At 71.8% G+C, this 13,877-nt stretch carries 13 protein-coding genes; 8 read left to right on the forward strand and 5 right to left on the reverse strand.

Features of this window, described 5'->3' with window-relative positions; translation table 11 throughout:
- Positions 1-577: 577 nt before the first annotated feature.
- From AMK31_RS40600 to AMK31_RS38640, 5 genes are all read right to left on the reverse strand, one after another.
- Positions 578-1,189 (reverse strand): hypothetical protein, encoded by a 612-nt coding sequence (locus AMK31_RS40600; protein WP_143204320.1) that lies wholly within the window; start codon positions 1,187-1,189, stop codon positions 578-580.
- Positions 1,189-4,398, reverse strand: a complete 3,210-nt coding sequence (locus AMK31_RS42260) for a DUF927 domain-containing protein (RefSeq protein ID WP_073945433.1) — start codon at positions 4,396-4,398, stop codon at positions 1,189-1,191. Before AMK31_RS42260 ends, AMK31_RS40600 begins: the two co-directional genes overlap by 1 nt.
- A gap of 365 nt (positions 4,399-4,763) precedes the next feature.
- A complete protein-coding gene (locus AMK31_RS38630) occupies positions 4,764-5,105 on the reverse strand; it encodes a hypothetical protein (RefSeq protein ID WP_158074578.1) in 342 nt (113 codons plus the stop codon).
- 37 nt (positions 5,106-5,142) lie between these two features.
- Positions 5,143-5,484 (reverse strand): hypothetical protein, encoded by a 342-nt coding sequence (locus AMK31_RS38635; protein WP_073945436.1) that lies wholly within the window; start codon positions 5,482-5,484, stop codon positions 5,143-5,145.
- A gap of 248 nt (positions 5,485-5,732) precedes the next feature.
- The gene (locus tag AMK31_RS38640; RefSeq protein WP_073945437.1) at positions 5,733-6,458 is read right to left on the reverse strand and encodes a GntR family transcriptional regulator; all 726 of its coding nucleotides are present in this window, start codon (positions 6,456-6,458) and stop codon (positions 5,733-5,735) included.
- A 125-nt stretch (positions 6,459-6,583) separates the two neighbouring features.
- Between AMK31_RS38640 and traA the strand changes: the two genes are divergently transcribed.
- The 8 genes from traA to AMK31_RS38680 all read left to right on the forward strand — a co-directional run bounded on the left by traA (position 6,584) and on the right by AMK31_RS38680 (position 13,586).
- Positions 6,584-7,108: a plasmid transfer protein TraA gene (gene traA / locus AMK31_RS38645; RefSeq protein WP_073945438.1), complete on the forward strand. Its 525-nt coding sequence runs from the start codon at positions 6,584-6,586 to the stop codon at positions 7,106-7,108.
- 14 nt (positions 7,109-7,122) lie between these two features.
- Positions 7,123-9,117: a plasmid transfer protein TraB gene (traB, locus tag AMK31_RS38650; RefSeq protein WP_073945439.1), complete on the forward strand. Its 1,995-nt coding sequence runs from the start codon at positions 7,123-7,125 to the stop codon at positions 9,115-9,117.
- Positions 9,118-9,240: 123 nt separating this feature from the next.
- The gene (locus AMK31_RS38655) at positions 9,241-9,771 is read left to right on the forward strand and encodes a hypothetical protein (protein WP_073945440.1); all 531 of its coding nucleotides are present in this window, start codon (positions 9,241-9,243) and stop codon (positions 9,769-9,771) included.
- A gap of 17 nt (positions 9,772-9,788) precedes the next feature.
- Positions 9,789-10,994 (forward strand): hypothetical protein, encoded by a 1,206-nt coding sequence (locus AMK31_RS38660; protein ID WP_143204321.1) that lies wholly within the window; start codon positions 9,789-9,791, stop codon positions 10,992-10,994.
- 79 nt (positions 10,995-11,073) lie between these two features.
- On the forward strand, positions 11,074-11,265 hold the full coding sequence (locus AMK31_RS38665; protein ID WP_073945442.1) for a hypothetical protein: 192 nt from the start codon (positions 11,074-11,076) through the stop codon (positions 11,263-11,265).
- A gap of 121 nt (positions 11,266-11,386) precedes the next feature.
- The gene (gene ssb, locus AMK31_RS38670) at positions 11,387-11,839 is read left to right on the forward strand and encodes a single-stranded DNA-binding protein (protein WP_073945443.1); all 453 of its coding nucleotides are present in this window, start codon (positions 11,387-11,389) and stop codon (positions 11,837-11,839) included.
- Entirely contained in the window at positions 11,836-12,543 is a 708-nt protein-coding gene (locus AMK31_RS38675) for a DNA methylase (RefSeq protein WP_073945445.1), read from the forward strand. Before ssb ends, AMK31_RS38675 begins: the two co-directional genes overlap by 4 nt.
- A gap of 245 nt (positions 12,544-12,788) precedes the next feature.
- Positions 12,789-13,586 carry a hypothetical protein gene (locus tag AMK31_RS38680; protein ID WP_073945444.1) on the forward strand — a complete coding sequence of 266 codons (798 nt, stop codon included), beginning with the start codon at positions 12,789-12,791 and terminating at the stop codon, positions 13,584-13,586.
- The last annotated feature ends 291 nt before the right edge of the window (positions 13,587-13,877 follow it).

Raw genomic sequence — 13,877 nt, forward strand, 5'->3', positions numbered from 1 at the left:
GGAACCGACCGAGCCCGAGCACCTGGCCGTGACCGAGCAACGCCCGCGGCTGTCCGCGACACCCGCCCGAGCAGGGCCCAGGGGCCGTGTCACGCGTGCTGTCGCGCCGTGACAGGCAGGGGGGTTCGGGGGTCTCTCCGCAGGTCAGGGCGCGCGACAGGGGGCCGTGTGACAGGTGGCGTGACAGCCCGTGCGACAGGGGCCGGGTGGGAGGGAGTCCGCAGGTCAGACACCCATTGCCCGCAGGTATCGGCCGTGATCCCCGCAGGTAACGAGCCGATACGGGGAGGGAAGTTCGGAGGGTTTCCGCAGGTCAGGGGCCCATTACGCACAGGGAAGGCGGTCGGGGCCGACCGACCCAACCGGGCCCGGATGGGGCGCCGTTCGCGTTTCCGCAGGTCAAGAGCCGTATTCCTGGGGGGAATCGGGCCGGTACGTACAGGGAAGGGGCAGGTTCCCCGGGGGTAACCGGCCGATACGTGACGGGAGTCGGGGCCCGCCTTCCCTCGGGTGAACGCACCCGGGCCCCGCCCTCCCGGAAGGGGGAGCGGGGCCCGGGGTCCGGGTGGGCCGGCGCCTACTCGAACCGGAAGTGCTGGATGTCGCGGAACCGGATGTTCACGCCGTACTGCGCCTTCATGGCCTCGGTCATCGCGTCGGCCGCCTCCTTGGCCGCCGACTGGGCCGCGTCGCGAGCCTCGGTCATCGGGCGGTTCCGCATGCTGTCGTAGGCCCGCTCGATCGCGTCCCGGTTCGCCTTGTTCGGTGCCTGCTCGCCCCTCAGCCATCGGTCAAGGGTCTGTTTCGTCGCGGACACTCCGGCCTTGCTCATGGCCTCGTATCCCTTGCCCGTCTTGAACAGTTGACGGAACTGGGCTTCCCATCCCTTCGCCCTGTAGGAACTGGCAGGCTTGGCCGCCCTTTTCAGTCCCGCAGCATTCCGGGCCTTTTCCGCCGCCTTACGGACTTCCCGCATTTTGTCGGCCGGGAGGTCAATTCGAGTGCGACGCATTCCATTGTTGGCGGGCATGACGTGCCCGGCCCATTCGACTTTCGCTTTCACGTCGACTCGGGAGGGCTCGGCAGTGTTGGCCCAATCCGCGTATGCCGCTTCGATCGCGTCGGCCACCCGGTCGGCCTCAGCGTCGGAATACTTGTCGCCCTCTCCAGTGTCCCGCTTCTTGGCCATCACTCATCCCCCCAAACCTCAGTGCCCTTGACCTTCCACGTACCGAATTGCGTGCCCGAGTCGTCCAGCCGGAGCGCGGGCCGCTCACCCTCAGTGGCCGCCGCCAGGGCCCCGGCGGGGAGGACAAGCTCGTCCACGTTCCGCAGGGACACCGGGGCCATGCCGTCCCCGAGCTGTCGCACCTTGTCCGCCGTGCGCCAGATGGTCGCGGACGCCTGATCCTTGATCGCGTGCACCCAATCCGTGCGTCGGCTCCGGCAGTTCCACTTCCGCCGCATGGACGCGCCGTCCCCGTCCAGGGACCCGTACATCAGGCCCATGGACTGCCCGAACGCCTCCTTCACCGCGTCGTAGGCGCCCGACTCCCGGCCGTGCGTCTCCAGCGCGTACCGGCGGCACTCCCCGATCAGGTGGGCCCACGAGGACAGCCGTACGGCGGTGCCGGTCCACGAGTCCGAGGCGGACGCGTCCGGCCACCGACCGGCGGCGGCCAGGTCGGCCAACAGGTGCATGCGGGTCCCGGTGATCCACCGTTCCTCGCCCACGGTCTCCGACCCGAGCGGGGAGGGGAGGTCAGCCTCGGTCCACGGGTAGACGCGCACCTTGTAGTAGCCGGGGGCCGGCGCCCCGGTCACGTCCTCGATGGCGCCGGTGTGCTCGAACTCCCCGTGGACGACCCGGACCGAGGAAACGGCGGTCGGCCACGAGCCGTTCCGGTCCATGACGACCACTTCGCCGTCGTAGTCCTCCCGCTCCCATGACCAGCCGTCCATCACGCGCACCGCGTCGATCACGGCGGGGCGCTCCGGCTGCCACCGGGGCGACGTACGGCGCAGGAACGGGGCGAACGGGCCGGACGCGTCCCGGTTGCCCTCCATGGCCGCCAGGAGCCGGAGCCGGGCCGGGGCCTCCCCGATCTCCGGGTCGTCGAGCAGGGCGAGCCGTTCGGCCAGGGCCTCCAACTGCCGGTCGCTCGTGACGGACTTCCGGGCCACGGCGGCGGCCAGGAACTCCGCGTGCGGGCCGTCCGGGATCGTGAGGGAAGGTGCCTTCCGTCTCGGCCGGGACGGGCGTACGGCACCCGAGGGGGCCGGTACGTCTTCCGGTTCACGTACGGCCGGAGCAGGGGCCGCCGCCGGGGCGGTCGGGGCCGCCTCGGGCCGGGGGGCCGGGACGTCCGCCGGGAGGGCCGCCTCGGGCCACCCCTGCTCGTCCTCGGGGAGCGGGAGGGCCGCCACCTCGGCTCCGAGGGTCCCGGCGGGCCACTCGTTCCGGGGAGCCGGGGCCGGGGCGCACGTCGCGTGCCGTCCGCTCCCGTCGTCCGCCGCCGGGTCGATCTCGACTCCGCACGGCTTGCCGAAGGTGTACCCGTTGCAGAGTCGCGGCCCCGACGACTGGGGGCCGTTGTCCGGGCCGCCCTCGGGGTCGTCGTCGCCCTTGCCGAACGCGGGGCCGGCCGCCGCCAGGTCGAACCGGTACAGGCGACTCCCGAGCCCCTTCATGCCGCGCAGGGTCCGAGGGGGCTTGGCCGGGAGGTTCCGGGCGTCACCGGGGACCAGGACCCCGGACTCCTTCATGCCCGCGAGACCGGCGTGCAGGATGTCGGCCAGGTGCGCGCGCTCCGCGACCTCCCGCAGCTTGCCGGGGATGAACCACAGACGCTCGTCCGTGACGGACACGAACCCGTGGACGTCGTTGCCCCGTTCCTCCATCCGGGCCCGCAGGGTGCCGGCCGGGTCGCCCGCGGTGAGGTCCACCTCGGGGAACCGGTGGCCCTGCGCCATGGCCGCCGTGATGGCCTCCCAGAGCTGTTCCGCCGGGGTCAGGGCCGCCGACTCGGACGAGACGAGCGCGGCCGGGAGCTGCCGGACCGCTTCCGCCTCAGCAACGTTCCCGCACCCGTCGACCCCGACCGCGACCCCCAACAGGTGGGCACCCACGGCCCACAGGGCGTGAACCTCTCCGACCGTGCCCGCGATGCCGCCGCCCTTGGGGGCGATTCGCTGCGTCACCGCGTCGTGCGCGTCCTGGAGCTTGGCCAGGCCCTCGGCCATGAACCACCCGTCACGGATCGCCCACTCAAGGGGCCACCCGTGGAAGGCGGTAGCGGTCCGCTTGACCCACTTCGACAGGTGCATGGACCGGGCCGTGCCCTCGGGCACCACCTGGCCGTCGCGGTCCACGTAGACGTTCGGCCAGAACGGGGCCGGGAGTTCGTACAGCCGGGAGGCCAGGTCTTCCGACTGACCAGGGCGCCGGAGCGACAGGTTCGAGCTGGACGACAGCACCGACCGCCACCGACCGAGGGACGTCCCGCCGTTGCCGTCAGCTGACCCCATGGACCGGTTGGCGCCCCCGACCATGCTGGACATCATCTGTTCCGTCTTGGCCACCCCGTCGCCCTTGGCGCTGTTCTCTTCCAGGCAGAGGGGCAGGAAGCGGGCCCGGCGCAGAATCTGCGGGATGCCCTGCGCGCTGGAGTTCCAGGACCGGAGCACGCCCTCTTCCACCCGGCCGTACATGCCTGCCTGGACAACCTGCGTCGTGCTCTTGCCCTGCTGTCCCGGGCCGGTGTGGTTGACGATGTGCGCCACGAGACCGAGCGGGGCCACGAGGGGGCCGGCCATGAACGACCCGAGCGCAAGCAGGGTCTTGGGGTCGGCCATGGCGTGACCGAGGATCGTGCGCCATGCCTTCCGCGCGTCGTCCTCGGCTCCGGCCAACTGCCGGTATCCGATGTTCTGGGTGTCCGCCTCGGGGAAGAACATGGCCCCGCCGTCCATGTACGGCACGGCGGTGACCTCCGGGGCGCGGTCGCGCGCTTCCTGCCGGATCACGAGGGCGAACGCCAACTTCGCGTCGTTGCCCGAGGGTCGTTCCTGGCCCACCTTCCCGGCCCACGTCCCCCGGTCCAAGTCGTCCTCGGAGACGACGACGCACCGGCCGTTCTTGCCCTTGAGCCGGTACTCGATCGTGGTGTCCTGGCCGTCTTCATCCTTCTTCGTGACCCACCCGGTGACCGGGGGGACGATGCCGACCGGCTCGCCCACGGGCACCCGCTCGTCACCGGAGCCGAGGAACGCGACCTGCAACACCATGCGGTCCGAGGGCCGGAACCACCACTCCGTCTTGGAGATCTTCGCGCCGGGGATGCGGGCCGCGCCCTCGGTCTCCCGGGTCCTGGTCGTGGTCGTCAGGGTCTCGGTCATGAGCCGACCCCCGCCCGCGTCAGGAGTCGGTCCGCGTAGGACCGGGCGCGGGTCAGGGTCGGCCACCCCGAGGACAGAAGGTCACCGGCGGCGGTGTGGACCCCCCACCCGCCGCGACCGCGCACGGTCCGGCAGATCAGGAAGGTGGTCGTTCCGTCCGTGACGGTCGTCACCCGGCCGGAGCCGCCGACCGGGGTCACACGGGGATCTGTGGTCAGCACCGGTGCTGACTGGGTACTCTTGGAAAACACGTTGGTCCTCGCAACGGATCGATGCCAAGCCCTGGGAGTCGTGTCCCGGGGCTTTCGGCATTTCTGGGGTGGGTGCCTGCTGCTCGTGACCCCCGCCGAAGCGGGGTCGTGTGGTCACGGAGCGCGGGCCGGGGTGAGCCGGTGGCACCTCCTCTGAGGGGACAGAGCACGAGGGGCCGGCGCCGGGAGAGCTATCCCGGGCGGGCGGCCCACGAGGGAGAGCAGGAGCGACACCAGGGCGGCCCGAACCTGCGGAGGGAGCGACGCGAAGGCGCGCACGAACGCGCGGCCCACGTCGCGCCGGGCGCGGGGGGTCATGCCCTTGACCATGGCGACGATCCGCCGGTCTACGTCCTGCGGGGGCCGGCCGTGGAAGCCTCCGAAGCGCCAGAGGATCAGGAACTCTCCCTCCGACATGCGGAGGAACATCTCCAACAGGCGGTCGGGGTTGTGCATCGTGCTCACCTCCTTCGTGGTCGTCGCGGACACCGGGTCAGCTCCCGAGCGGGAGAGGGATGGTCAGGGAGTCGGCACCGACCGTTGCGCCGCTCGCCTTGATCGCGCGGTACATCTGCGCCAGGGCGACACCGGCCGCGACCGCCAGGGCGGCGGCGGCCACCAGGAGCAGGGCCTCGGACACCGGGATGTAGCGGGTCCGGCCGTGGCCCCCCTGGTCGACAACCGGGACCCCGCAGCGTCGGACGGTGTAGTTCACGGCCGGGTAGTCACCGGTCGTGCGGGCCACGTCCGAGACGGGCACGGTGCCGTCGGGGGTCACTCGCCAGTCCTCGGGGACCGAGGGAGCCTCGGGGGCGATGGTCGCGGTTGCGGTCACGTCTCCCACACTCCTTTCGATAATCGGTATCGATCATAGGGGCCGTCAGGTCCCGTCCGCCACTACCGAATCGGGGGAATCTGGCGTGTCACTCCCGGTCGGAGCCGGGAGGCGGGTACGGAAGGCGGCCCGGATTTCTCCCTGTTGGGAGGGCACCGGGCCGCCAGGCGTCCGCGCGGTCACCGTACGGGGATGACCCCCAATACGGGAACGTATCGATACGCCGTGGCGGGAGAGGGGAGAGCGGTCTACGCGCTGGCCGTCTTCCAGGTGTTGGGCGGGTGGACGTCCTCCCACACTTCGATCGGGCCGTCGTCGTCGTGGTGGACGATGCGCAGCACGAGGACGGGCACGGCCACGTTGTCGGGCACGTCGATTTCGAGGGCCCGGAGTTCGTCATTGCTCGCCAGACGTGCGCCGTACATCTCCGGCGAACGGGTGATCTCCCGTCCGGTCCGGTCGGTGTAGGTGTGCTGCCAGAAGGGCTCAAGCCTCCCTTGGGTCAGCAACTCCGGGACGTCGACCAGGGCCCGCATGCTGATCAGGGAGAGGGCGACCGCGACCGGTTGGCCGTCCTGCCGGAGCACCCGGCGCCGGACCACGATTTCGTCGTGGGGGTCGATCCCGAGCAGTCGGCAGATGTCCGGGTCGGCGCAACTCCGTAGGCCGGCCCAGTGGTCGCTGGTCGATTCGCCCTCGGCCAGTGCCTTGCCCGTCCTCTCCAGTCGGGCGAGCTTTTCGGCTCCGGTGACGACCCGGGGCCGCTCGGCAACGACCGTGCCCACGCGTTCGCGCGGGACGGTCCATCCCTCGGTCTTGAGCATCTTGTACGCCCTGGTCACGGTCGCGGTCGCGACCCCGAACCGTTCGGCCGTCTCCCGCACGGTGGGGAGCCGGTCACCCGGGCGTAGGTCCCCGTCCGTGATCGCGCGGCGGTAGTGCGCCGCAATGTCCGTCGCCTGTGTGGATGCCATCCGGCCTCTCCCTCGGCTCTGTGCTCGCTGTGTGCTTGCTCTGTGCTACTTCTTGTTCTACCGTAGCGGCAGAGCGAGCACAACGACAGCTCTCCCCGTCATCGCAACGGATCGGAGAACAGCCGGTGAGCACACCGACCACCGCCGCCACTGGCGGCAAGAACTCGAAGAACGACTCTGCGAAGTTCGGGGCGTCGTTCGCCCCCTCGTTCACGCTGAACCTCTCGCAGAACAAGACCACGACGAACGGCGGCGGCGGCTCGGTCCCCGCGCAGGGAGGCCGGGGCGGACACTCCGAGGCCCTGCTCCCCCCGCCCGAGTTCACCTCTCCCTCGGACGTGCGGAACTACTGCAACCACCTGCGGGCCGTCATGGTGACGATCTCGTTCGAGGTGGCCATGGGTGCCGAAATCCTCAAGGGCGTGTTGGCCACGGTCCCCGACCCCGAGGGCCGTATCGGCGGCTCGAAGGCTCGGGCCTGGCGCGTCTCCCGGAAGCTGACGAAGGCCGCGGATGCCGCCGCCTCGGCCGCGAAGAACGCCGCCGCCACCTACGCGAAGTTCCAGCAGGAGTACGAGGAAGAGATCAACCGCGTCAAGCACCGTGCCCGGCGCCCCCAGGGTCCGCGCATGGACTGGGCTCGGCAGTAGAGGGGGGCGGGGTCATGGGCGAGAAGGACATCGAGCAGCAGCACGAGGAACAGCTCAAGGGAGAGTCCGCGCTCGCGGGAGTCGGCAAGTACCTGTTGCACCGGGCCAAGCCGCATCTTCCGCCGTGGCTCGGGGTCGTGGGTACCGGGATCGCCGGGGAGGGCGCTCACCTGATGTGGGCTGACTCCCCGTGGGGTGCGGCCGGCCTCACGCTGGCCTCGGTCGCGCTGACCGGTGCGACGTGGTGGGCGGCCCGGGGTACGAGCGCTCAGCGCCGGTTGCACACCGCGATCACGGTTGCGGCCGGGTCGGTGTGGGTGACGTCGGCGGCCCTGTCCGGTCCGCTCAGCCACCCCGTGATCGACCTGTACGCCATGGGTGGCCCGGTCGTGGCCCTGTCGTGGAACGTCCGGATGGTCATGCGCCGCAACCCCGACGCGGTCGGGGAGTCCTCGGACAAGGGCCTGTTGGAGAAGGTCGGGCTCGCCCGTACCAAGCTGGGCACGCCCAAGGTCGAGGCGAACAAGGTCACCGTGCCGTACGCCCTCCCGGCCGGGGAGGCGACCAACGAGGACATGTCCAAGGCTCTGCCTCGGGTCGCGTCCGCGCTGGACGTGCCGACCACGGCCGTGCGCTACCGGCCCGACCCGGAGTCGGCGCGCAAGGGCGAGTTGGTCATCGTCCCGAACGACATGCTCAAGGAAGTCATCTGGTACCCGGGCCCGTCCGCCCCGGGCGGCTCGATCGCGGAACCGCTCGTGATCGGCGTGTACGACGACGGCCGGGAGCTGCGTCTCACCCTCCCGCAGGCAATCCACCTGCTCGTCATGGGCGTGACCGGCTCCGGCAAGACCGAGGCGGCCCTCGACGTCATGGCGGAAGTCCTGACCCGGTGCGACGTGGCCGTGTGGCTGTCGGACCCGAAGCGGGGCCAGGACTTGGGCGAAGCGTTCGGCGCGTGCGACTGGGTGGTGACCACTCAGGACGGGGCCGCAACGATGATCGCGGCGTTCGAGGCGGTCATTCCCGCCCGTCAGCTCTGGCTCGGGTCGCACGGCTACCGGTCGTGGGAGCCGGCCGCCGCCCGCCGCCAGGACGACCCGGACCACACCTGCCGCCAGGACCGCACCGCGTGCGGGTGCCCCGGGATGCCGTACCTGATCGGGTGGTTCGAGGAAGCGGCCAACACCCTTCGAGCCGTGGACGACGACGCGTTCACCGGCATCGCGCAGGAAGCCCGGTCGGCCGGCGCCTCCCTCGTGGTGTCCATGCAGCGCGCGAGCGGCTACCAGATCAGCACCGACACCCGGGCCTCCCTCCCGTCCGCGCTCTGCATGGGCGTGGACGAGCGGGACGCCGGTTTCGCCCTCCCGTCCGAAGTGCTGGACGCGGGCGCCAACCCCGGGGCGTGGGGCAACAAGCGGCCCGGTTACTGCTACCTCGTGCAGGCCGGTGTGGACGAGGAACTGTGGTCCACCCCCTCCCGGACGTTCCGGAACAACCCCGTGACGCTGGAGTGGGTGACCCGAGAGTTCGCCTCGGTCCGCATGCCGGTGGACGACGTGACCGCCACGGCGGCGGCCAGCGTCGCCGGACAGCTCTACACCGACCGCGAGGGACCGACCGCCAGCCCCGCGACCGAGGGCGGCCCGCAGCGCGCCGCCAGGACGGACAACGACATGACCCCCGCCGAACCCCTCGTGGACCCCGAGGACGAAGGGATCGACCCCGAGGCCGAACTCCCCGAGGCGACCGACGCACCGATGTTCGGCGCCCCGACCGGCACCGACCCGGACGACCCGAGGGAGGCCATGGAGGAGATCCTCCGGCACTTCGAGAGCACGGGTCAGATGGTCATCCAGACCAAGGACGTGATGGAGCACTGCGACCGGATCGGCCGGTCCCGGCCGTGGGTCGCCGGGGAGCTTGGCCGCCTCGGACGGGAGGGCCGGCTCGTCCCCGCCGGGGGCCACAAGTACCGCATCGTCCCGGCTCTGACGTCAGCCTGACGGCCTGACATCTGACACCAAGTCCCCAGGTAGACGCGCTGTCAGAGCGGCTGACACACCGCCCTGACAGCGCCTGACACCGGGTCCTGACACCGGACCCTGACACCCACGAAGGAGCACCCCGTGAGCAGCCACAACGAGTATTCCGCACCCGGCGGGGAGGTCACGCCGGACGCCCTGACGCACTTCCTGATCCCGGACTCCCCGGCCTCCCTGGTCACCCCGTCCGAGCGGCCCGAGGCGGCCCCGGCGGCGGCCCCCGAGCGGCCCGCGATCCCGTCCACGGCGGACCTGATCGCGGCATGGGAGCGACAGCAGCACGCCGCCGCCCTCGTGGCCTCGGGGGCCCTGCTCCCGCAGTCCGCCGCCCTGGCCGTCCCGGAGCCGGCCCCGATCGTGCCCCGGTGGGTCTGGCGTGCGTCGGCCGTGACCGCCGCCGTGTCGGCCATGGCCGGAGTCGTGGGGTTCGTGGTCTGGGGTCTGTCGCTCGCCCTTGGTGCGGCCGTGTCGGCCGTGTCGGCGGCGGCCCCGTACCTGGGGGGAGCGGTGGTTCTGGCGGTGGCGCTGGCGCTTCTGTGCCGCAAGAGGCCGGGAGCTGACACCCTCTCGGTCAAGGTCGTTCAGAGCGTCGTCGTACAGAGCAAGAGGAAGTAGGTCCCACCATGCCGAACATGTCCCGTACCAAGGCCGCCACGTTGGGCCTGCTCGCCCCCGCTGCCCTGGCCCTGGCCATGTCCGCTGACACGTCGTACCGGTTCCTTGGGACGGCCCTGGCCATCACGAACGAGACCGAGCGGGCCCTCCTGTGCGGGGTCGCTGAGGCGGCCATCGTGGCACTCACGGTCTACGCGTGGGCCACCCGGACCAAGGGGCCGGCCTACCTGGCGTACGCCGCCGTGTTGGTGCAGGCCATCCCCGCTTTTCAGGTGTCCGGCGGGGTCGGCGGCCCCGTCCGGGTCGTCCTCGGGCCCGTGCTCCTGGCCGTGATGCTTCACCTCCTGCTCGGGCTCGAACTGCGCATGTCCGGGGAGAAGTCGGACGGCCTGATCGGGGCCGCCCTGCGGGAGCTGCGGGAGCGGCTGACCGCCTCCCTGGGTATCGGCCGGCGCGGGGAGGACTCCGCAGCCATCGCCCGCAGCCGGGCCGCCGACCGCGCCGTGGACCTGGCGGACCGGGTGGCCGACGCTCCCGAGGGGAGCCGGAAGCGCTCCCGTCGCGCGGCCAAGTTGGCCGCCGCGATCGACGCGGCCCGTCACGGTCTGGACGCGACCGAGGCGGATGCAGCCGAGGCGGCCATCGTGTCGCGGGTCGTCCGCCGGAAGTCTGTCGCGGGTCTCGCGACCATCGCGACGCGTCACGACTGGGCCGCGACACTGCCCACCCCGCGACACGACACCGACCGCGACACCGCGACAACCCCCGTCGCGACGGACCGCGACACCGACCGCGACACCGCGACACCCCTTGTCGCGACCGGGGCGACGGACCGCGACACCGCGACGACCGCCCGGGACACCGAGCCGGTTTCGGCGGCCCCGGTGGTTGTCGACCTGATGACGAAGCGACACCCCGCGACGTCGCGGGCGCAGGGCTCCGACCTGACCGAAAGCCTCCCGGCTGTCGCGGGCGACGTCCCCGCGACGGCTCCGGCCCCGGCGGGCCCCGCCCGCCCGGCCGCAACGGCGAGCGACGCGACCCCGAGTGTCGCGCAGATGGTTCGGGAGGCCATGACCGCAGGCGTGACCGACCGCGACACGATCCTGACGCGGGTGCAGCAGTACCGGCCCGAGGCGACGCGACAGACCGTCGCGCGCGCGATGCAGCGACAGATGGCCAAGGCGCCTCAGCCTGTCGCGGGCAACGGCCCGTACCTCTGACCGCGACACCGCGACACGACTTGTCGCGGTCGACCGCGACACCGCGACACCGCGACACCGACCGTCCGAGGGGGACCCCATGTCCGAGCAGATGACCCGCGACCGAGCCTTAGAGATCGTCCACGACTGCTACACCACCGGACAGCCGCAGAGCACCGCCGCCGAACTGACCGGCTACTCCCGCTCGTGGGTGGCCTCGGAGTACCGGCGGCTCAAGGCCCGGGGGATCTCCCCCGTGGCCGGACAGCTCGAACTGTTCGACACCGCCTGATCCGTCCGGCTGATCGCGTTCGGGCCCGGCCCCCCACCCGGGCCCGTTCGTGGCCGTCCGGCCGACAGACCCCCTTCACCCCCCAACGACACAGCAGACCATCGAGCAGGAGGCAGACAGCATGAACACCAACGGAACCCCGATCACCCTCGTGGGCAACCTGACCGACGACCCGGAACTTCGCTTCACCCCGGCCGGGGTCGCGGTCGCGAAGTTCTCCGTCGCGGTCAACCGGCGCACCTACGACGCGCAGGCCGGGGAGTGGAAGGACGCCGGGACCGACTTCCACCGGGTCTCGGTCTGGCGGTCCCTGGCGGAGAACGTGGCCGCGACCCTGGCCAAGGGGATGCGGGTCGTCGTCGTGGGCGACCTGCGACAGCGGACGTGGACGGACGAGAAGACCAGCGAGAAGCGTTCGGCGTGGGAGGTCGACGCATCCGCGGTCGGTCCCGACCTGGCGTTCGCCACGGCCACCGTGTCCAAGGTGGCCAGGACCAACGGGGCGGCCCCCGGTGACGAAGCGTGGGAGAGCGCGAGCCGGACCCGTCCGGCCGCCGCTCCCGCCGGTCGGTGACCGCCGTGGGGGGCCGGCCGGAAGTCCTGGACCTGTTCTGTTGCTCGGGCGGGGCCGGGGTCGGGTACGCGCGAGCAGGGTTCACGGTGACCGGGGTGGACATCGTGAACCGGCCCCGGTACCCGCACACCTTCGTCCAGGCGGACGCGCTGGAGTACCTGGCCGCGCTGATCGCCTCGGGCGAGATCCGGCGCTTCGCGCTCGTCCACTCGTCCCCGCCATGCCAGGCCGGGTGTGCCCTGACCGTGGGCACGAACGCGTCCCGGGGGTGGGGCGGGGAACACGTCCAGCTCATCCCGGCCCTGCGGGAGTTGCTGGACGAGACCGGCCTCCCCTACCTGATCGAACAGCCGGACGGGAAGGCACCTGTCCGCCGGGACATGCGCCTGTGCGGCGAGATGTTCGGGCTCGGGGTCATCCGACACCGCAACTTCGAGGTGTCCGGGTGGACCTTCCTCCAGCCGCCGCACGTCCCCCACCGGGGCCGGGTGCGCGGGTGGCGACACGGGGAGTACCACCCGGGCCCGTACGTCGCGGCGTACGGCAAGGGCGGCGGCAAGGCCACCGTGCCGGAGATGCAGGAAGCCATGGGGATTGACTGGACGGACGTGCGTGAGGAACTGACCGAGGCCATCCCCCCGGCCTACACGGAGTGGATCGGGTCGGCGTTCCTGGAAGCGTCCGACCTGGCCGCCGCAGCCTGACCCACGGCACCCCGAACGGCCCTCGGTCCACACCGGACCGGGGGCCGTTCGTATTTCCAGATCACCCCGGAATACCCCGTGAGATCATCGAATGTGACACCGCGCCAGGAACCAGCGGAAAGGGGGGAGACGTGCGAACCGTCCCCGTACAGATCGTGTGCCGTGAGTGTGCAGAGCCGTACCGAACGACGGTCCGGGGAGGGAACACCCGGTGCCCGCACTGCCGAACCTCCCGGCACGTCCGCATGGATCAGGAATGGGAGGGCCCCGTCACAGCGGAACTGTCCGCCGCCGCCTCCCGAGCCGTCCGCGCGGCGGCCCGCCCTGCGGTGTGGGTCGAATGCCGGTGCGGCCACACCTGGCAGTCCCGGGCCAAGGACCGCATGACGATCCGGTGCCCCGAGTGCGGCACCGGTCAACGGGTCCCGCACCGGACCCACGCGAACACCGGGCCGGCCCCCGAGGGCTACCTCCCCCCGGCGCCCCCGCCTCGGGCCGCCCGGGTCCGCCCTGCGCCCTCGTGGGAGCCGGACGACGACCCCGACGACTGGGAGCCGGACGAGCCGCCCCGGTCCTCCCTGGCCGACTCCCTGGCCTCCCTGCTCGGAGCCTTCCGTCCCGTCCCCGACCGCCCGGCGCCCCGGCCCGCTCGTCTCCCCCGAGCCGCCGCTCGTCCGGCCGTCGCGCCGAGGGCGACGGCCCCGCTCCCGACTGCCCCGGCCGGGGCCGTCGTCCAGCCGGTGGACCCCCAGACGCTCCCCGAGCGCGAGCAGCAGCGCCGGGACGACGTGAGCCGGATTGCTCGGTCCCTCGGTACCTCCCTGCTCGTCTGGTACAACCAGCCGCCGGGACTCTGTGAGGCCCTGGACACCAACCAGCCGCGCGAACAGCAGCGGTGCCCGGCCTCGGTCGCGTTCGCCGTGCGCTTCCGCCAGGACGTGACCGAGGCGGACGCGTTCACCTGCGCCGCGCACGCCCGTCCGCTGGCCGCTCTGGCCGACCGCTCCCCGTACATCACGGCCACGATCTACCGCATGCGGTAGGACGCTTTTTCCGCACACCGCGCCAGACCAGCACGCGCACCGGAAATAGCGCGTGTGCGCACGTCGAAAACAGACACCGCGCCAGCAACCAGCAAACCAGCGCACAACAGGGGGTCGTCCGAAGAAACAACGCGTTGGCGCGGTCAACCAGCAACGGCCGGAGTACCGTCTCCGGCACCCCCGTTCGGCCCCCCTGCTCCCTCCCCCCGGAGCAGGGGCCGCCCTCGTGTCCGGACGGACAGCCGCGGGCGTTGCTCGGTCACGGCCAGGTGCTCGGGCTCGGTCGGTTCC

It is taken from the genome of Streptomyces sp. TSRI0107 (assembly GCF_001905845.1).
GTDB lineage: Bacteria > Actinomycetota > Actinomycetes > Streptomycetales > Streptomycetaceae > Streptomyces.